Origin of the sequence: Bacillus sp. FJAT-26390 (genome assembly GCF_001682865.1) — a bacterium.
Taxonomy (GTDB): Bacteria; Bacillota; Bacilli; order Paenibacillales; family Paenibacillaceae; genus Pristimantibacillus.
Genome location: NZ_MAQX01000011.1, coordinates 186,600 through 206,542 on the forward strand (window position 1 = coordinate 186,600; position 19,943 = coordinate 206,542).

Annotated in this window: 14 protein-coding genes; all 14 read right to left on the reverse strand. The window is 49.3% G+C overall.

Features of this window, described 5'->3' with window-relative positions:
- Positions 1 to 8 precede the first annotated feature (8 nt).
- The gene (gene hisC, locus A7975_RS12580) at positions 9 to 1,121 is read right to left on the reverse strand and encodes a histidinol-phosphate transaminase (protein WP_065385327.1); all 1,113 of its coding nucleotides are present in this window, start codon (positions 1,119 to 1,121) and stop codon (positions 9 to 11) included.
- 170 nt (positions 1,122 to 1,291) lie between these two features.
- Complete coding sequence (locus tag A7975_RS12585) at positions 1,292 to 1,966, reverse strand: S-layer homology domain-containing protein (protein WP_065385328.1); 675 nt, start codon at positions 1,964 to 1,966, stop codon at positions 1,292 to 1,294.
- Positions 1,967 to 2,150: 184 nt separating this feature from the next.
- Positions 2,151 to 4,712: a beta-mannosidase gene (locus A7975_RS12590; protein ID WP_065385329.1), complete on the reverse strand. Its 2,562-nt coding sequence runs from the start codon at positions 4,710 to 4,712 to the stop codon at positions 2,151 to 2,153.
- A gap of 37 nt (positions 4,713 to 4,749) precedes the next feature.
- Positions 4,750 to 6,222, reverse strand: coding sequence for a glycosyl hydrolase (locus A7975_RS12595; RefSeq protein ID WP_053377059.1), 1,473 nt, complete (start codon positions 6,220 to 6,222; stop codon positions 4,750 to 4,752).
- Positions 6,219 to 7,313: an SGNH/GDSL hydrolase family protein gene (locus A7975_RS12600; RefSeq protein WP_065385330.1), complete on the reverse strand. Its 1,095-nt coding sequence runs from the start codon at positions 7,311 to 7,313 to the stop codon at positions 6,219 to 6,221. The genes A7975_RS12595 and A7975_RS12600 overlap by 4 nt, the downstream gene beginning before the upstream one ends.
- 50 nt (positions 7,314 to 7,363) lie before the next feature.
- Positions 7,364 to 8,398, reverse strand: coding sequence for a glycosyl hydrolase (locus tag A7975_RS12605; RefSeq protein ID WP_065385331.1), 1,035 nt, complete (start codon positions 8,396 to 8,398; stop codon positions 7,364 to 7,366).
- A gap of 64 nt (positions 8,399 to 8,462) precedes the next feature.
- Positions 8,463 to 9,464: a carbohydrate ABC transporter permease gene (locus A7975_RS12610; RefSeq protein ID WP_176707722.1), complete on the reverse strand. Its 1,002-nt coding sequence runs from the start codon at positions 9,462 to 9,464 to the stop codon at positions 8,463 to 8,465.
- Between the two features lie 26 nt (positions 9,465 to 9,490).
- Positions 9,491 to 10,390 (reverse strand): carbohydrate ABC transporter permease, encoded by a 900-nt coding sequence (locus tag A7975_RS12615; RefSeq protein WP_053377062.1) that lies wholly within the window; start codon positions 10,388 to 10,390, stop codon positions 9,491 to 9,493.
- A complete protein-coding gene (locus tag A7975_RS12620) occupies positions 10,387 to 12,963 on the reverse strand; it encodes a DUF5696 domain-containing protein (RefSeq protein ID WP_065385332.1) in 2,577 nt (858 codons plus the stop codon). The genes A7975_RS12615 and A7975_RS12620 overlap by 4 nt, the downstream gene beginning before the upstream one ends.
- Before the next feature lie 14 nt (positions 12,964 to 12,977).
- The gene (locus tag A7975_RS12625) at positions 12,978 to 13,598 is read right to left on the reverse strand and encodes a Yip1 family protein (RefSeq protein WP_053377064.1); all 621 of its coding nucleotides are present in this window, start codon (positions 13,596 to 13,598) and stop codon (positions 12,978 to 12,980) included.
- Positions 13,595 to 15,088, reverse strand: a complete 1,494-nt coding sequence (locus tag A7975_RS12630) for an NHL repeat-containing protein (RefSeq protein ID WP_065385333.1) — start codon at positions 15,086 to 15,088, stop codon at positions 13,595 to 13,597. Before A7975_RS12630 ends, A7975_RS12625 begins: the two co-directional genes overlap by 4 nt.
- A gap of 13 nt (positions 15,089 to 15,101) precedes the next feature.
- Positions 15,102 to 15,968, reverse strand: a complete 867-nt coding sequence (locus tag A7975_RS12635) for a carbohydrate ABC transporter permease (protein ID WP_053377066.1) — start codon at positions 15,966 to 15,968, stop codon at positions 15,102 to 15,104.
- Positions 15,969 to 15,972: 4 nt separating this feature from the next.
- A complete protein-coding gene (locus tag A7975_RS12640; protein ID WP_231637557.1) occupies positions 15,973 to 16,878 on the reverse strand; it encodes a carbohydrate ABC transporter permease in 906 nt (301 codons plus the stop codon).
- A 16-nt stretch (positions 16,879 to 16,894) separates the two neighbouring features.
- Positions 16,895 to 19,825: an extracellular solute-binding protein gene (locus tag A7975_RS12645; protein WP_255314269.1), complete on the reverse strand. Its 2,931-nt coding sequence runs from the start codon at positions 19,823 to 19,825 to the stop codon at positions 16,895 to 16,897.
- Between the last annotated feature and the right edge of the window lie 118 nt (positions 19,826 to 19,943).

The following is a 19,943-nucleotide window of genomic DNA, read 5'->3' on the forward strand; positions in this document are numbered from 1 at the left end:
TTTTTTTGTTACGTATTTTCTTTCAAAATATGATGCAATGCCTCGATCAGCAGCTCATTCTCCTCAGGCGTGCCTATCGATATTCGCAAATGCGAATTCAGCCCCCATGCTTTTGCCAGACGAACGATAATGCCTTTAGCCATTAGTTGCTCGTAGATAAACTCCGATTGCTCGCCGACCTCTACCAACACAAAGTTGCTCATGCTCTCTGTATAGCTTAATCCCAGCTCGCGGAATGATGCATACAGCCGCTGGCGCTCCTCGGCAACAAGCGAACGCGAACGTGATACATGCTCTTCGTCCCCTATAGCCGCAATTGCTGCCGCTTGAGCCAAGGCGTTTACGTTAAACGGCTCTTTGACCTGCAAAATGTTTTGGATAATCGCCTGCGGCGCAGCCCCGAAGCCGACGCGTATGCCTGCTAAACCGTATATTTTCGAGAAGGTTTTTAAGACGACCAGCGGATAGCCCGTGCGCACAAATTCGATCCCATCCGAATAATCATCCGCAGAGACAAAGTGGCTATATGCGGCATCAAGCACGACGAGCACCCACTTGGGAAGGGAGTCGAGAATATATTGCAGCTCTTTTTTGGACAAAATCGTGCCGGTTGGGTTGTTGGGTGAACATAAATACACCATCTTCGTTCGTTCCGTCACGGCTGCAACAATAGCCTCTGGATCGTATTGAAGATCATTCGTAAGCGGCGCTACTATCACTTTGGCACCCATCAGCTGAGCACCAAATTCATATTCGCTAAAGGTAGGCCCTGGAACAATAATTTCATCTTCGGCATCAAGGAACGTCTCAGATAGGAGCGTAATCAGCTCATCCCCGCCATTGGTGACGATCACTTGCTCGGCACTTAGCTCGTAATGGGTCGCGATCGCTTGCTTCAATTGTACGGACTGGGCGTCCGGATACCGGTGGAGATCCGTTAATGCCGCCTGCATAGCCGTTACCGCCTTCGGAGAAGGACCTAGCGGATTCTCGTTGGACGCAAGCTTCACAACCCGCTCAAGGCCAAGCTCCTTCTGCACCTCCCAGATCGGTTTCCCGGGGGAATAAGGCTTCATTTGTTTTAATTCCTTGCGTGCTTGAACCTCGATTTTTCCGCTCATAAATGGCTTCACCTTCATAGACGTTATTTGAAAACTTTATCACTATGATACATTAACTCTTTGTCGCAGTAAAGGATTAATGTGTGACTATTATTCTACAATATACGTATATGGCTTTTGTTAATATGTAAATAGAAAGGCGCCCCCCACAGGCGCCTCCCTCCTATCATTTAAGACAACGGCTGTGCCGGGGCCGGGTGTGCCTCTATATATGCTAGCGCATTAAAGATAAGCACAGCAGCATCCGCGCGGGTAATGCTCTCCTGCGGCTTAAAGTTGCCTTCTGCATCCAAAGCTGCAATCCCTAGCGCGAGCGCGCGCTGGATGGAGCCGCCATATTCAACCGATAGATCAGCTTCATCGCCAATCTCAACCGGCAATAGTTTGATCATCGGCAAATTGCTATGAAGCTCAATAGCTAAAATCAGCTGATGCGTAAATTGTTCTTTGGTCCAAGTCTGATTAGGATCAAGATCCTTCGGCAGATCCATGTTATTGCTCGCAGCGATAATCAGCGTGTTAGCGTACCATGCGGCATTATCCGCTTTTTCAAAATAATCCGTCGCCTTAGGCTCTTTAATGAATCGGATAAGATCCATATTCAAATCAAGAGCATTCACAATGAGCTGAATGCCTTGAGCTGCAGTAAGCGTCGCATCCGGGGAAAAACGATCGCTGCTGATGCCATGCACCAGACCCCTTTGCTGAAGGGAGGAAATTTTATCTTTTGCAGCTCCATTCGTAAGATCTGTAAACGTTGATGCGGCTGCAAAGCTTTGTCCAGCAATAGATAGAGTTAAAACAGCAGTAGCGGCTAGTGTAATCAATTTAAATTTTCCTGTCATCGTTGTCACCTCATCTAGTTTTTGGAACGTTCCTTCCTCATAGACGAGCTTCAAAATAAAAGGTTGCAGCTTTACTTACCTTTTTTTATAAACTTAACAATCCACTCTCTTAACGCTATCTCCTTCGCCTAAAAAAAGACGCTAGATGACCAAAGCTTGGTCACTAGCGCCCTCGCGTATCCTGTTAAGCCTGTTCTACTTTGCTTTCAGCCAAAAACTCAATCATCGAGCGAGCTTGGACTTTGCCGGCCGCTGCCGGTTTGCTCATCCTCTCGCCGCTTTCGCGCAAGCGGAACTCTACCGTCTTGGCAACGCCTGGGATGAGGTCAAAGAAATTGTCCGAGAACATGCCTTCGCCCTCTGCAGTTAGCCATACTTGCTTCGCAAGCACGTCCGTCGCAAGCGAGAATAGAGTGCCATTGCTGCCTTCTACTTCACTGATGTGAATAGTGCCCGCCGTCAGCTTCTGCTCCTTCGCCTTGACCAAATAATGCTCCTTGCTATCCACCAGCTGACCTTCCTGCTCAAGCTCCGCATACAAGAGAACGTTTCCTGCTTCATGGCCTGCCAGCCATTCTTGCTCATCAATAGAGAAGACTACTGCAGCGCTATTGCCCGCCACTGCAACTTTAGTCGATACCTGCTTGATTAGCGCGCCGGCAAAATCATACAGCGTCAGCCTCAGGTCACCGGAAAGCGGCGCTAACAAATCGGTTACGATATGCACATTAACCTTTCCGTCATCCGTTTTGTCAAACGACAGCATCGTGTCGGCGAAGCTTCTTTTGGCATAATATTGCATCGCTTTCCACTTGCCGTAATAATCCATGCCTGCCCAAGATGCAACCGGCCAGCAATCGTTCATCTGCCAGTACAGCGTCCCCATGCAATATGGCATGCTGCGTCTGTGGGCTTCGATCGCCATCTTCATCGCCTCAGCCTGCAATACTTGGCTCATATATAGAAATGCGCTAAAATCCTTAGGCTCGCTCATATAAATATCCATGTATTCCTTAATGAGACGGTTGCCGTCGCCATTCTTCTGATGCGCCCGCATAACCTTCGAATCAAGCGCCAAATCCTGCTCCGTCGCAAACGTCATCACCGTATCGTATTCGGGAAACGACTGGAAGCCGTATTCGCTCATGAAGCGCCCGATTTTGACATTGTAGTTCTCGAACGGCTCAACCGCATGCCAAACGCCCCAATAATGAACGTCCCCTTCAGTGGAGAGCGGGTGCGCATGCTGATTAATGTCGCCCGACAGCGAAATTAGCGGAGATGACGGCCAATATTGTGTTCCCGGCGCATGAGCGTCAACCGCTTCAGCTAAAATGTCATGGAAGATCGTCTCATAGTCTGCCCAAATGACAGCTCGCTGTTCCTGCGTATATTCCTTCTTCCAACCCCAGCCGCCTTTCTCGTCATACTGCGCCCAAGCGGAGTCAATCTCGTTATTGCCGCACCATAGCACGATTGACGGGTGGTTGCGGAGACGCTTCACGTTTTCTTCCGCCTCTAGGCGGACATTATTAAGGAACGCTTGGTCGCCGGGATACATGCTGCATGCGAACATAAAGTCCTGCCATACCAAAATGCCGTACTCATCGCATAGCTCATAAAAAATCGTCTGCTCATATATGCCGCCGCCCCAAACCCGCAGCATATTCATATTGGATTCCGCTGCCGTAACGATTTCATGCCTGTAGCGCTCTTCCGTCACATCGGTAATAAAGCTGTCATTTGGGATATGGTTAGCGCCCTTCGCAAATACCGGCACACCGTTCAGCTCAAAATAAAAGGTTGCCCCAACCGCATCCTTGTCGCGCACCAAACGAACGGAGCGTAAGCCCGTGCGTACGGATTTGGCAGCGATCGTCTGCTGCTCTTTACTCAGCTCTGCTGTAAAGGTATACAAATGGGCATCGCCCAGCCCTCTGCTCCACCAGAGCTTCGGCTGCTCGATCGTGACAGGAATCTCAATGACATTAACACCCTCTGCCAAATGGGCCTCTTGCTCCCAAGTTTGGCCGTCCGCGCTCAGTCTCACCAAGCCGCTCCAAGCGTGCTCTGACTCTATTTCCACGCTAACCGTTAGGCTAGCTTCCGATGCTGATACCTGGTCCTGCCTTACATAAACGTCATTAATCCTGCTGTCAGACCAGCCCTCTAGCCTAGCTTCGCGCCAGATACCGCTAGTCACGAACCTTGGACCCCAATCCCATCCGTAGTGGTAGGGTGCTTTTCTAGCAAAGATGCTTATCTTCTGAGCGCCTAGCCCGCCAAGCTCCGACTGATCGTTCGACGCGGGCAGATTATAGCCAAGCTTCTCGATTTTCGGCAAATCCTCTTGGACAGGCGAGCGGAATTTGATCAGCATAACATTGTCCTTAGCCGTTACAAGCGATTTCACATCTGCCTTCCACGTTCTAAACATATTGTCGGCGGACAACACATGTTTGCCGTTCACATATACATCTGCATACGTATCAAGTCCATCGAATACAAGCTCCAGCGAGGAGGCGTTAAACAGCCGCTCTTCAACGTCAAAACGCGCTTCATACTCCCAATCGATTTTGTCGATCCATTGCAAATCATGCTCATTCGTCGCATAGAAAGGATCTTTGATCACGCCATTTCGCAGCAGGTCCGTATGGACGCAGCCCGGAACGATTGCCCCCAGCCATTCATTGTCCTTGCATGCTTTAAACTTCCAATTGTTCAGTACTTGTTGTGTCTCTCTCATCATGTCCTCCTGAAGGGTTATGTTTTCCTATCGATTGTCACTCTTCTATATCTGCATCTTTTTTCATTCCGAATAAGTTTGGCAGCTCATCAAGTGTAGTGACGTCTGGATGATTGTAAATTTTGTTTAAAATCTGCTCGCTGTTATGTTTCCCATCGGTCAAATACTCACCTTCCCAAGTGACGAACCAGCTCCAATTCGCCCTATAGGCCTTCATTAAATCCGGATCAGGTATGGAGCCGTTTTCGGTTAATGCCACCAGCTTATTGTCCTTTACGAGTGCAACAAGATTATCAAATTGATTGCTGACCGGCGAATGATCGCCCGGCGCAGGATAGCTGTCCACACTTACGATATCTACCACATCGTCACCAGGATACCATTCCGGCAACACAGAGTTCCACACCCAAATCAAATTGTTCAGCTCATGCTTGTTAACGAGCCGATCATATAAAATCCGGTAAAGCTGTTTCGCAGGTTCTGGTCCCTTAGCTCCCCACCAGAACCATCCTCCCTCCGCTTCATGCAGCGGCCGGAATAGAACGGGAACATGGGCGTCTCTTAATCGTTTGAGCTGCTCCGCAATAACGTCAATATCCGATAGCATTAGCTTATAATTCTCCGATTCGGGATGGCTTAACGTCTGCTCCAGATCAAAGGTTACCGAATCGGTATAAAAGCCGCGCCACCATTCTTTTCCCTTCTCGTCCAACACGCCTGAAGGCGCATTCCAATGCCATAAGAAGGTCGTAATGCCTCCCTGCTTATGCCAGCCTAGCGCCTTTTCTACTTCATAAGAGACAGCACCATGCTCCGCTCTTGTTGGAGAATAATCAATGAGGTCAAATCCGACAATGGCCGGTTTCTTGCCGGTTATCTTCTCCAGAAAGTCTACGTTTTCCAGCCCTGTCTGACCCGATAGCACCATGTTCCCATAACTTTTCACCAAATAATTCATAAGCTTCTTCGCTTCTGGAGATGCGTTTGGATTCACTAATTGATTGGTGACCTTATGCTTTGCTGCCGCCTTCGTTTTTTGCAATTTGATATAGTCAATATCGTAGTAACCCCAGCCGCGCTTAAGACTAATACGGTTCACTCCTTTGTTTAGGAGCATTTTTCCGGCCTTGACCTCGGTAAATGAGCTGCTCTGCTCCAACGCCAAATCGCCGTGAGGACTGTCGTTAAGCGAAAGGCCTGCCACTTTATTTCCGTTTGGAGCACGATAGCTGACCCATACATCGTATAACGCTGTTTTGGGCGCCTCTGCTTCAATCGTTAGCTGGTCGTCCTCATCGGTAAAGTCGGTAACAAAACCCGAAGCAGAGAACCCATCCGCTCCTTGCGCGGCGATGGTGCCGGATAGCTGCCCATCCTCCGCCTCATAAATAACGAATGGCTCTTCCTTCTTTGCCTTGACTGCCAAACCGAGAGCGGCGCCCGAGCCTGCAAACGCTAAACCTGTTAAGATTGCAACGCCTATAATCATTTTCTTTTGCTTTAGTATCACTGAATAATGCCTACCTTTGCCAATCGAAAATTAGTGCCCGTACAATTAGGTTGATTGCCATGCATAACTTCAAGCTCGAAGAGATGCGCTCCACCGGACCAATCATCTCCAAAAAAGCTAAGCCGATACCAGCCGTCCTCCGCTAACCAGGAGGGACGCTCTCGTTCCGAAGGTTGCCACTCGCCGCCGTCTACTCGGTAGCGGAACTCTGCGGAGCTTCTGCCAAAGTCAAAACCAAGCGCGAGGCCCCTTCCCTCGAAACGAAAGGAGAGTCCCGCTCCAACAGCCGCTGTCTCAAGTACTTGATCGATCCATTCTAGGTGTGGCCATCTGCGGATAACCCAAGGACCGCTCGTTTGTACTTGATCGAAGGATAATGCGTACACCTTGTCCCAGCACTTAGCATCTAGCGGCTCTGGGAGGGGTGTATCCAGCCCTTTCGCGTTAACATCCGATTCGAGCAATTCCTTTGTCAGAAACGTGATGACGCTTTGCCCATAGCTGAGGCTCCCTCGGCTCGTCGGGTGAAGTCCGTCAGGCAGCCACTCTTCAAAGCGCAGCCTGCCTTTTTTGACCTCCTCAAGAGCATACAAACCCATCCATACCGAACCAATCTGATAGTATTCAGCGATACGTTCGAATTCGCTTATCGTATCTGGAACCGCACCGGATTGCATCGCTTCATACATGTTTTGCGAATACGTGTATACGATTACGATATCCCGCTGGCCGGAAGCCAGCAGCTGCCGAATTAACCCTTCTCGCGTGCGATTGCGCTTCAAGGTCGGTTCGTTCTCATCATTAACCGCGTATTCAACAAACACGAGATCACATTCCGTATCGATCAAGTCACGCTTGGCTCGAAATGCAGCCAGATCGCTGCCAGTCGCGCCGATAGCCGCATTTTCAACCGAAATGCGAGTCTGCGGATACTGCTCAGCGAGCCAGCTAATAACCGGCTCCGGCCAATTATGGCGCGGCCTTGCATCGGTAATGGAGCCGCCGATAAAACCCACCTTTATGCGTCCATCCTTTACTTTTTGCAGCGTGTGATGCAGCTTATTTCTATGCTTCCAAACCGACAACGTCATGGGTTACGCACTCCTCGATAAAGGTTTAGGCTTTGCCTTGCTACTTTACGTTACTCTCGCAGCTTATAGTTCTGGAGATTAGGCAGCTCATCCTTCGTAACAGAGAAAGGGTGATTGTAAAATTTAATCAATTGCTCCCTCTCCGTGTGCTTCTCCGCATACACTCTGCGACCATCAATCGTATCGTAGACAAAAGTGCCGTACCACGTACAATTCCATGCCCAAAGCGCATTATCCTGCAACATAAGATCAGGATCGGGAATCGCCCCATTTTCCGATAACGCAACAATTTTATTCATGCTCGTATAGGCCTTCGCCGCAGCAAACCTCTGCTGCTGAGACTCGTAATTATGCTCGGGAGGATAAATATCTTCGCCGATAATATCAACGTACTCATCTCCCGGATACCAGTCCGAATGCTGGCCATTCCATACCCATATCAAATGATTGAGCTTATGAAGGTTAGTCATACGGTCGTACATCAGCTTCCAAAGGCGTATGCATGGGTCAGCCCCCTTCGCGCCCCACCAAAACCAGCCGCCCGAGGCTTCATGCAGCGGCCTCCATAACACGGGCACTCCAGCAGCTTGAAGCCGCGCAAGCTCAGCAGCTATCGCGTCAATATCTCTAATAAGCAGCCGGTAATCCTCAGACTCCTCATCATCCATCGCCTTCTGCACATCGAAGGTCGTTGCCTTCGTATAGAAGCCGCTGCCCCATGTTCTATCCGGCGGCAAATCGATTAAATCCTTCGGCGCGTTCCAGTGCCAGCAGAAGGTTACGATACCTCCGCTTTGCCACCAATCGATGGCAATATCGGTATCGGAGCATGTTGCCCCTCGTTCTGTACGCGATGGTGAATAGTTCATGAAATCGAACCCATAAACAGCTGGATATTTGCCTGTGACCTCGTGTAAAATATCAAGCTCGGGGGTTGATACGACGCCGATTTGCTGCCCAGTCAAAATCCTCGTTCCATAGCTATCGCACAAATAGGTCATTAGCCTTTTGGCATTATCATCCGCATTCGGATTGATCAGCTTAGGCTCTACTTTAAATGCTGGCTGCTGCTCCAAATTCCACATTTACGGTTTCTCCCATCCTTATTGTTTTCTAGTTGTATATGAAAGACTGCATAAACCAAGGCTCCTAGCCGATAATGCCGCTGCGCTCGACACTCTCAACAAAATAACGCTGAACGAGCAAATAGAGTAGAATCAATGGAATAATGGCGAGCAAAATACCGGTGTCAATAATCATCGCCACGTGGTTCGGATCAGCCTTAACGTTAGCACCGCTTCCGACGCCCAGCATAAGCGGGATCAGCTGATTCGCTTGAGCGGATAATGATGCGACCTTCAGCGGCATAAGCTGCGTCTCGCTCATGAACAGCGAGGTGAAGAAGGTATCGTTATACTGCCATACGAAACAAAACAATACGACCGTCAGCATAGGCGGCACTGCGTTCGGCAGCATAATGCGCAGAAAGGTTTTTACGCCGCCAGCGCCGTCGATAAGCGCCGCTTCCTCAATTTCCTTCGGCATTCCTTTAAAGAATTGCCGGAAGATGTAAATAAACAAGCCTGCCTTCAGACCAATCGCTGTTGCCGAGGTAATAACGGAAGGCCAGTACGTATTCAATAGATTCACGCCGTCTTTGCCAGTAAAAAGCTGCACAATGCCTAGTAAGTCAAAGCTTCTGAAATGAAGGTACATCGGCACCATCAGCGTGCTCGTCGGAATGAGAATGGTCAATATGACGAGCGCGAACAGCACGTTGCTCCCGGGGAATGAGAACCGGGCAAATCCGTATCCGGCAAGGGCGCAGGAGGCGGCCGTCAGCACAGTCGTGACAATGACAAAGAGCAGCGTGTTGCCAAGCAGCGGGAAGTAATTCAAAATCTCCATCGCCATCTTAATGTTATCGAGCGTAAAATGAACGGGCACCATGTAGATCGTCGGATTATATATATCCTCTTTGGCTTTGAATGCGACTGAAAATTTCATCAGCAGCGGATAAATAATAATGAACGAAATGCCGATCACAAGCGCATACCGGAAGATCGAATAAAGCATGTCGACCGTTTTGTTTCTCGCTTTTTGCATCCGATACTTCGTCTCCTCGTTGCGAACCGCCTGAGAAGCTTCCATAGGCTGTTTCCTCCTTTGCTTTTTACTTAGTTGTAATGGACTCTTCGCGATAGAATGACGCCAATCACGATCAAGACAATACTGACGATTAGCGTATAAATCCAAGACATCGCGGAGCTTAGCCCGAAGTTTTGTGTTTTGAACGCGGTCGTAAAGATCATGTCGGTAACGGCGCTGCCAGTGAAGGAATCGATAATCGTATAAATGACATTGGTCAGAATAAGCGGGCTAACCATTGGGAACGTTATTTTCCAAAAGGATTCATACGCCGTTGCCCCTTCCATTTTCGCAACCTCATACATCGATCCTGGCACGGACTGCAGCGCGGCTAGAAATATAAGAATTTGGACGCCGGAGCTCGTTATAATTTCATAGATTCGCGTAATCGCTTCAATAATGTAATCAATGAAAGAGAGCGGCAAGCCAACCTCGCTGAGCATCATCACCATCGACATAATGTTATAATCCGAAGACTCGCTGCCCATCTCATTCACGACGCTTGCATCGCCAACAAGGTTAATCAGCCCTGCTGACTCAGCTGCCGAAATCGCGTTGGAGGCGAGAATGACAGGCAGGAAAAAGATGGCGCGCGCGATAATTCTGCCCCGGAATTTTTGGTTCAGCAACGTTGCCGAGAAGAGGCTGAAAAATAAAATCATCGGCACGTTTAAGGCCATTTCAGTAATCGATTGCGTTAAAATCCGGTTAAAGTTCGCATCGATGAACAATGCTTCCTTGAAATTGGACAGCCCTACATAATCCAGCTCATAACCCGATGGCGCTACCGTTAATTTGCTGAGGCTGAATTTGATCGATTGGATAAGCGGCGTTGCAAACATAAACACAAAACCAAAGAGCCAAGGTGCGACAAAAGCGAAGCCTAGCAGTGAGCGCTTGCGGCTTAAGGTTAGCTTATATCCGTTCATGAGCGCTCGCCTCCGATCCAGTAATGCTCTGCTTCGACTGTCTTTCCATGAATGGCAACGGGTTTATCCGTATAGTTCACCGTGATCGTTGTTCCATTCGAATACTCCACTTCCACTACACCTTCTTGGAGACGCGTATGCTTGACCATCCGCTCATTTCGAAGCCCGGCTAAAGCCGTATTCGATTCCTTGTACATGGACAGCGCCTCGTCATACCAGTCTTTGTAATAAGTAGAGAACATGGTATCAAAAGGGGTAAACTTCAGCTTCGAAGACGGCTCAAAGGTCCATGAGAAATAAGGTGCCGCGCCGAGCTCAAGCGAACGAAGCAGCTGCTTCTTCAAATCCTGCTCATCGCTCAAATTAACCGCGCTGCCCGCGTAATCCATATAACCATGTACGACCATTTCGTAGAAAGGCACTTCCTCATCCGTAATATTGAACCCGCTGGATGCTGTCGGCACATTTATGAGATGGTCTGCATACGGCCACGCATATGCGTTAGCGCCTGATAGCATCGTTTCCTCTACCCCATTGTCGATCACTTCAAGCTGCTCTTTGATAATATGTTTTGCCGTCTCCCGTTGAATGACCCGGCTGACTCGGTAGTCTGAGCTTAGCAAGCTGCCAAGGTCGCGAAGCGCTATACCCTTCATCTGGAGCGGCTCATACTTCCTCATGAAGGTATCGACGTAGAAGGGAAGCTTCGCTGGCGATAACAAATAATAGGCTCCAAGTGACATATCCATCCGGTTCAATGCCCGGTTATACGGATACAGCTCCGCTTGCTCGCGGGTCACGAACCGTGCCGCATCGGAGGAAGGCGTGAAGCCGCTATCATCATGATAGATTTGCTGGAAAGCAACATCAGGGAATAATGTCCCCCCTGCTTGCTCCAACTGCTTGGACAAATCCTTAAGCTCTGCCTTGCTGCCGAGCACGCTGTCCGTTTTTAATTTTACCGGCGTTTTATGGTTGACGCCCTTGCCAAACCAGCCCGTGTAACGCATAAGCAAGCGGTTAACGCCATCCTGCTTCATCTCCGCAGCCATTTGAGCAGCCTCATCAAATGTGGTCATAGAAATAACCGAGCGATACGGTACGCCTAAAAATGATTTTTGCTTATCGACTGCCCCTACGATATCCAGATAGAAAGGGATGTCTTCGCCTGCTTCCAGCGGCTGAAGCGCCTTATCCGCCACAAGCCTATCACGGTAAAGCTCGGCCATTCCTGAATAGCTAGCTTTATCTTCTGCCAAGAAGCTGTAACGAACCTTAATATCGCCTTGGTAAATCTCATCGTTCAGCAGCTGAATTTCTTGAATGGTAGAGCCGGTATACAGCTCAAGCTCATCCTCGCCGCGCAGAGCAAAGCTGCTGTGCACATAGTTATAGGAGTTTTTCTTGCCGCTAATATCCGCTGCAATACTCGCTATACCGTCTCCTTCTTCAATGACAGCAAACCATGCGGAGCTGCCTGCCTTCAGACCGAATACCGGCATGCGGGCGCTCTCGCTCACTTGCCCGCGTCTAAAGCTATTGTCGTTCGGGTCGAAGCCGTAAACCTTCTGCACATACTGCTCTTCCTTCACCTTGCCGTTGTTCAAATGAATAATGCTGCCCGAGCCGTCCGGCACGAACATATAACCTTCTTGCTCCGAACCTGCTGCGCCGAAGAAGTTGAGCAGCTCGATGCTGCGAATCTGGTAGTTTGCGCTCTCCTTCACCTGCTTCACCGGAATCGATGCGACAAGAGAATCCCCATCCAGGCGATACTCCAGCGGAATGACGAAGTTTGGTTTGGAAGACTGGCTTCCTCCTGCTGCCCCGTTCTCTTCATTGTCGAAAGCAAGATCGTCTTCGGTATAACCCGCCTTCTGGAAGGCAGCCATCATCTTGTTCAGTACAAGCTGCTTGGAGATTTGCTCATCGAGCCGCTCCATGACATCCGGATTCGCCGCACTCGGATAATAACGTACCGATACATATTTGGACGAGGTTTCGTCCAGCTTAGTCAGCACCTTCTCTTCCAAGCGGGCTTTGCTAATATACTTTGGCAAAGCGTCGATGCCGAGTGACATATCGCCAATCGTATACGTAATCCGAATGCCATTTTCAATGCTTTCGGCAGTGAACTGTTTCGCGCTGATGCTTCGAGCAAAGTTCGTAAAATTGTCCAATGTGCCGACAGAGTCCCGGAACAGCACCGTTATTTGGGAGGACAACACCTCCTTCTCGAACGCTGAGGCGATTTTATCCTCGCTCCGGTTAGCCGGATTGCTGTACCACACCTCACCCTGCCGTTTGTCTTTCACCGCTATTTCAGTTGTGTCAGCGTTGTAATAGAGCGATAATTCGGAGTTGTCCGCCACAAGCTTCATGCCAGGCACGCCTTCCGACGAGTCAGACAGCAGCTTCAGCTCACTGCCCGCTTCCATTTCTACAGTCGGCTTTAAATAAGCGGCTGCATCGATTGCCCGCACCCCGCGGTTCGTCACCAGCAAGATAACGGCAAGGATACAGATTGCTGCGGCGCAGGCCAGCACCGCAAACAGCATTTTTCGTTTTCTCACGGTTGCGGCCTCCTCTACGTACGGAAAATAATTTCTCGATAAATGTTAACGATAAATTCATAAATTTGCTGCATCATACTAAGCACGAGCGTTCCTAGAAAAACGATGATGCCCATTACAATGATCGTTAGAATCATCGTGATGATCGTCTTGAACGCCGAATACTGATGAACCGTCATCGTACCGACAAAGAGGAGCCCTACAAACCAGATCGAAGAAATTGAAATGACCAAATAATAAAAAGCAGTCTCTTCCTCCACCATGAACCGGCTAGCGACTGTAATCGGCACGTACAGGAGGACGATGGGTACAAGCGCATAGCCCGTTGCCATAACGATTTCCTTAAACTTCCCTTCCCCGTCCATTAGGGTTGTAATCGCCCAGTTGGAGATGCACCACAGGAAGAAAGGAAATACGATCGTAAGCAGCTGTGAGATACTATTCAAATAACGCGGGTCATTATAGTTAACTAGAAAACCCGCAAACTGATTTTGCAAAATGATAGACAAGACGACCAGCGCTAGTATAACTAGAGCAACCCGGACTTTTCCTTTGCCGTCATATTTCATATCCCAGAAGCCGTCAAATGGATGCACAATCAGGTGCAGCGGAAACTTAATGAAATCCTGCTTCATGGCGCTTTCTCCCCCTTCAGGCTTTGCGCGGCAAAACCGGGCATCGTCAGCATTCGTTTCTGTCTCCGAGAGCTAACCAGCTTGAATGCCGCCCATGCGGCAGCCAGGATCAATAGCACAGTCAGGAACGTGCCAAAATGCTCTTTCATCACTTCTCTGCGATACCGCTTGTAGGCGACGGAATAACCGTCGCGGTCCATGCCAAGCTTGAAGTATTCAAGCGCTTCACCGTTCCGTTTCTCCATCAGCAGCGATTTGCCGATACCGATATACGCAATATCGTAGTTCGAGTTCAGCCGAAGCACATCCTGCCAGATTGGTACGGCTAGCTTATCCTCACCGTTATAATGAAGCCCTATAGCTTCATTAACGCTTGCGCCGAATTTCGTCGGCTTGAATTCGACGATATTGCTTTTTCCCCGGTCAAGCACCAGCTGGTTCTCTCCCGAGCTCTCAATGGCTACCGGTATTTTGAAGGTACCCGTTTGATTGCCTTTCCCGCCGTACACATAAAGGAGATTGCCTTCGTCATCGTAAGTGAACACCTTTCCTTGATTGGCATCGAGCACACTGTACATGCCATTCTCCTGCACCTTTACATCTATCAGCTTGGAGGGGCCAACCACTCTGCGGAACAGAATATCACCTCTAACATCAAAATATCCGAAGCGCTTCAGAACGTCCTCGCCCGAAGGATTAAGCCGTTTAACCGGCTCCCTGGAGTCTGGATCGATATTCGTCGCATAGACGAATCCTTTGGCATCAATATCGATATTAGAAAATTCCGTTGGAATAAACAGCACCATTTGGGCCTTCTGCGCTTTGGTTGAGAGGAAACGCCACAAAAATTCCGTATAGTCGCGTTTCACCTTGTTCGTCCCTACATACCCGATAAAGCTGCCGTTGCCGTCAAATTGCATAATGCCTTCGTATACGCCTTTGGCTACGACGTAAACCCGCTTGGCCTTATCCACCGTTACCTTTAACGGATTAAACTTGAATTCGCCTGCTAAAATATCGGACTGCGGCTTCTCAATCAAGCGGAGCAAAGCTCCCTCTTTGGTGAGGACGACGACGCGGCCATTATCCGTATCCGCCACATAAAGATTGTTCTCGTCATCAATGTACAAGCCTGATGGATTTTTGAAGCTATCCGACTTGCCTGCGTTGTCGAAACCTGTGATTATGCTTTGCACGTTCCACTTGTCATCCAAGCAGACGATCCGGCTGTTGCCGCTGTCCACAATATAGATGAGCCCGCTGCTTGCAACGACCATGTCGGCTGGCTCCAGAAAGTCGCCGATGCCAAGGTCCGAACCGGTTATCGATCGGCTCGGAACATATGCCGCTGGCGCGGGCACCGCTTCTTCCCAATAGTTATAGTTATAGCTCTCATAAGGCGTCGACGATGCCAGCGCAGGTACCGGCGCTGCATAAGCAAGCAACAGGAATGCTACCGCAACCACGAGAAGCCATTTTTTCGCTGCCAAGCGCAATCCCCCCTTAGTCTTTCATTCCTGAAGTTGCCATCGTCTCTATAATTCGGCTCTGCGAGAAAACAAACAATGTTATAGGCACGCTCATTAGAATAAGCGCAACAGCGGCGGCTGCCCCGGCGCGTGCGATACCGCCTTGTACGATTTGATTCGCGGCAAAGTGCAGCGACTTCAGCTGCTCGCTATAAATGAAACCATTTCCATCGCTGCCCCAAAGCATTTGAAATAACAAAATGATGAGCGTAAGCCAAGCCGGCTTCACGTTAGGCATGACGATTGTCCAAAAAATGCGGTATTCGCTCGCACCGTCGATTTTGGCTGCCTCAAGCAGCACGTCAGGAATTTGCTCCATGAATTGCTTCATGAGATACAAGCCAAGCGAATACGCGAACGCCGGAATAATGACCGCCCAATACGTGTCAATTAAGCCGAGCCATGACATGATCATGTACGTCGGAATGGCCGTAACCGCAGGCGTGAACATCAGGGATAGAACAACTACCCCGAACATCATGTTTTTGCCGGGAAACTTATGTTTAGCCAGCGGGTAGGCTGCAGCCGAAGCAAGCAGCACATGCCCGATAATCCCCATCCCCGTAATAAATACCGTGTTGAAAATGTATCTGGAGAACGGCACCCATGAATTGCCGAGCAAGCCCATAAGATCAACGAAGTTATTCATCGTCGGATTGCGGACAAACAGCGTCGGCGGAAACATGAAAATTTCATCCAATGGCTTGAATGCGTTATTAATGGCGTAGATGAGCGGCAAGATCATGAATGCGCCGAACACCGCAAGCAATAGAAAAAGGGAAAAGCTGCCCCAGAACGATCGGTTCACCCGTTTCCTGCGGATACGAAACGAGAAAGTCATGATTTCATTCACCCACCTTGCGAAGAAGTTTTTGGACGATCAGATTGGACCCCACCATGATCATGAACAGTACAGTGGCGATTGCGGAGGCATATCCCATTTCAAAGCGGGTGGTGCCGAAATCAATCAAATGCGTAACAATCGTTTCTGCTGCATAGTTGACGCTCGGAAAACCCGCAAGCGCAATCGACACATCTGCAACTGCGAACGCGGTTGTCAGCTGAATAACCGCTCCGAACATAAGCTGCGGCCGCATGGATGGCAACGTAATATACCAAAGCTCCTGCCATCTGTTTTTGATGCCGTCCACTGCCCCTGCTTCATACAAAGTGCTGTCCACCGTCTGCAGCCCTGCGATAAAAGCGAGGAAGCCCGTTCCGAGACTGAGCCATAATTGGACGAGAATAATGATCGGCAAAATATAAGCTTCTGTCTTCAGCCACTGCAGCGGCTCCAATATAAAGCCTAATTTGAGAAGCAGCCCGTTGGCGATCCCATAGCGGTCGCCTGAGAAGATCATGAGCCAAATAAAAAATACGTTTCCGGATATCGAAGGCGCATAGAATACAAGCGTCATGACCGCTCTTACCTTTGGCGACAGCTCATTAATAATCCATGCGAACACAAAACAAGCAATATAGCTGATCGGGCCGGTAATGACGGCGAACAATATCGTGTTTTTCACTGCAATTAGAAACACATCGTCCTCTAGAAACAGACGGGTATAGTTTTGCCAGCCGATAAACTTCGGAAATTCCAGCATATTAAAATAAGTAAAGCTCAGTACAATCGAAATAATGACTGGCAATATCGTAAAGACGGCGAACAACACCATGTATGGCGCCAGCAAAATGTACGAATGCTTATTGGCTTTCACTTCCCGCAACTTCAGGCTCCACCAATTTTGCATGCTTGACCCTCCCCCATTATTGCGGTAAACCAAATTCTTTTCGTTTCGTCCGAATTTCATCCTGCATGTACTGAACATAGTCCATGATCGACTCACGTGCTTCCACTTGGCCGACTACCGTCTTGTAAAAGGCATTGAACAAATGCCGTCCAGTGAAATAGCCGCCTGGCACCTCCGGCATGCCCTGCACCCATTCAAACTGTGCTTTTAAATTTTCATAATCGGCAACCGGCCATGGCAAGCTGTCCAGCGCCTTAATGTTCGCAGTCGGATAACGTGCCGCAGCGCCCATCAGGCCCTCCATTTCCCGGCCGAATACCGTTTGCGTTGCATCGCTCGTCCACCATTTCATAAACTGCCAAGCTGCATCCTTATCCTCGGCTTTGTTTAGCATAATGACCGCGCTGCCGCCGCTTGGCACCTCGCGATTAACGGCTCCATCCTTCTGCGCCGTTCCCGGAATTGGCGCGAATCCCCACATGCCGCGAATTTCCGGCGCGAACACCGAAAGCTGGTTGTACGTTGTATAATCCGCTATGCCGATTGGCATTTGTCCTGTACGAAACCGGTTGGCGAAGTCATATTCGCGCTCCAGCTTATAATCCGTGTAAAACTCCGTCCACTGCTTAAAGGTCTCGATCCCAACGCGCGAATCCAGATCCGACTCCTTCCCGCCATCGCGGTAAAATGCGCCGCCGTTCTGGAAGAGAAGCGCTGCATACATCGAGTTGGGAGGAATGTTCTGCCCTTGAACAGCTGCTTGGGCGACGACTGGCAAACCAAATTGCATATGGTTTTTGCTCAGCACAGCAAGCAGGTTAGATACATCATCCCAGGTTTGCGGCACTTCAAGGCCCAGCTCGCTCAGCACATCCTTGCGGTAAAACAGCATGTTGAACGTTTGCGTTTCCGGCAGTGCAAATACACCCTTCTCATAGCTGTACGGCACGATTGCGCTAGGACGAAACCGATCCTTCACCTCTGTAAAATCTGCAAATTGGGTCAAATCTGCGGAAGCGTTCCGCATGGCAAAGTTAACGGGAATATCATTGTCGATCTGCATCGCAACATCGGGGCCTTGGCCAGCGAGCGTAGCAGGAAGCAGCGTTCCCATATTAACCAGCTTCAAATTGACATTAATGCCTGTAACGGAGGTGAACGTTTCGTCGATCATCGCTTTCATCGTGTTCGCCTGATCCCGGCCGCTGCCGATCCATACCGTAATGGATCGCTGCGCATCATCTTCGGCTACATTGCCGATTTGGTTATAATCCGTGAAGAAAGAGGATACGAAGGTTGTTGCTTCATGCTTCAGCTTCGAGCCAAGTCCCATCCCCTTCTTCGGAAACTTTTTATCCGGCGAGGCGACATAGATCGTGTCAATCTCAAGCGGCTGCTGCCTTGCTTGCTGAACCCATGTTCCGAGCCCGCCCGTATTCGTCTTATAAGCCGTTAGCCTTCTTGGAACGGTGTCCGGATCCTTTATCATCTCATCCAACTGCACTGCCATCGTCTTAAGCAGCGCCTCTTGGTCACTGGATTGGCCTGACAATTTCACAAGCTGACTCGCAATGGCTTTCAGGCGATCACGCTCGGAGCCAAATACCGATAGCAAATCCGGTACTTTTTTATCAAGCTGATAATCACGGAACTCATCTGGCTTCGTACCGGTAATCATCAATATTTTGCGGTACATTTCGTTCAGGCTATAGAGGCTCTCTTCCACTTCTCTAATAAGCGGAGCGAATTCGCCAAGGCTGACCTCAAGCCGCAGCGTATGCTTGCCCTGCTCCAGCGGGAACAAATAAGGATCTTTGCCGCCCATTACATCGAGCCGATAGCCGCTTTTATATCGGAACGGGATCTTCTCCATTTCCTTAAAGGGTACTTCTCCATCAATCGTAAGTGTCCGGGTCGAATAAATGCCTCTTACAAAATTTTGCTGAGATTTGAAGGCGATCTTGTAAAGTCCCGTCTCTGGGACATCGATCTCCCATTCCATCCACTGTCCTGGCAATCGCCAGTTGAAGCCGCCAATCGTGTTGATTTTTATTTTCGAAGCGCTATATGGATATACAGCAGCGCTGGAGCGTTCACTGAGTGGATACAAAGTCGGCGACGATTTGGCTCTCGAGGCTTCCCCTTCGATCGTAATCATCTGGCCTTCCGTTTCCTTTAATCCATCTGCGTCATATTGCTGAAGCATTTGTTCATATGGCAAGGGCGCTGTCTGCTGGAATAGCTTGAGCTGCTTGATCACCATCGGTTCCCTAGTGGATTCTAACGTAATCGTATGAGTGCCGCGTGAAAAATAAAATAGAAAAGGTTCGTTCTCATAGCCGTCGGAATCTTGAAAGGCTTTCTCGCTCCATCGCGGCTTTTCGATCTGTTTCGGCCTTAAATCATTGCCTTGGTTGTCCTGTACGATCTTCTCCTTCTGATTGTCCCAAATCCGGTCAAACTGCAAAAAAGCAGCCTCACGGAAAGGACGCTCTCCATCTATCCATAAAGCGCGCTCGATGGCAGAGCTTTTTCCTTCTATCGGATAGTAGAGCAGCGATAGGTTGTACAAGCCTGCCTCCTCAACTTGAAAGGTCCAATCTGCCTCGCCTGCTTCTCCGGTCAACAGCGACACGCCATCCATACCCTCGTACTGATCGATTTTCTCGAATCCTGCTCCATCCAATCGGCTGTAGCCCGCTGCTTCCAGTACGATTTCCTTCTCTGGCCTTGCAGCGCCTTCGTATTCCTTCATATACTGAGCATATTTGCGTTCATTATTAGAAGCAGTTTTATCAGTGCCGCTTCCCAATTGTTCGTTCGTTGAAGAACTGCTTGAACTTGTATCTGCCTGAACGCCAGAGCCAAAGGGAAGGACAATTAAAAATGCCAAAACAACAGGCACGATCTTCCTTGTTATGTATGATAACCGCAAATTGCTTACCACCAGAAGTCCTCCTTACAAGCGGAAATGGTTTCTCCGTCCAATGGCGGGGAAGCTTGAAATCTCCTATTCATAAAATCAGGGGAGGTCACAAGGACATCCCCCAACCTTCATGATAAGT

Bases quoted from the DNA above. Each gene is read 5' to 3' on its own strand.
- hisC (WP_065385327.1), bottom strand. From the start codon at position 1,121: ATGAGCGGAAAAATCGAGGTTCAAGCACGCAAGGAATTAAAACAAATG.
- A7975_RS12585 (WP_065385328.1), bottom strand. From the start codon at position 1,966: ATGACAGGAAAATTTAAATTGATTACACTAGCCGCTACTGCTGTTTTA.
- A7975_RS12590 (WP_065385329.1), bottom strand. From the start codon at position 4,712: ATGAGAGAGACACAACAAGTACTGAACAATTGGAAGTTTAAAGCATGC.
- A7975_RS12600 (WP_065385330.1), bottom strand. From the start codon at position 7,313: ATGACGTTGTCGGTTTGGAAGCATAGAAATAAGCTGCATCACACGCTG.
- A7975_RS12605 (WP_065385331.1), bottom strand. From the start codon at position 8,398: ATGTGGAATTTGGAGCAGCAGCCAGCATTTAAAGTAGAGCCTAAGCTG.
- A7975_RS12610 (WP_176707722.1), bottom strand. From the start codon at position 9,464: ATGGAAGCTTCTCAGGCGGTTCGCAACGAGGAGACGAAGTATCGGATG.
- A7975_RS12615 (WP_053377062.1), bottom strand. From the start codon at position 10,390: ATGAACGGATATAAGCTAACCTTAAGCCGCAAGCGCTCACTGCTAGGC.
- A7975_RS12625 (WP_053377064.1), bottom strand. From the start codon at position 13,598: ATGAAGCAGGATTTCATTAAGTTTCCGCTGCACCTGATTGTGCATCCA.
- A7975_RS12635 (WP_053377066.1), bottom strand. From the start codon at position 15,968: ATGACTTTCTCGTTTCGTATCCGCAGGAAACGGGTGAACCGATCGTTC.
- A7975_RS12640 (WP_231637557.1), bottom strand. From the start codon at position 16,878: ATGCAAAATTGGTGGAGCCTGAAGTTGCGGGAAGTGAAAGCCAATAAG.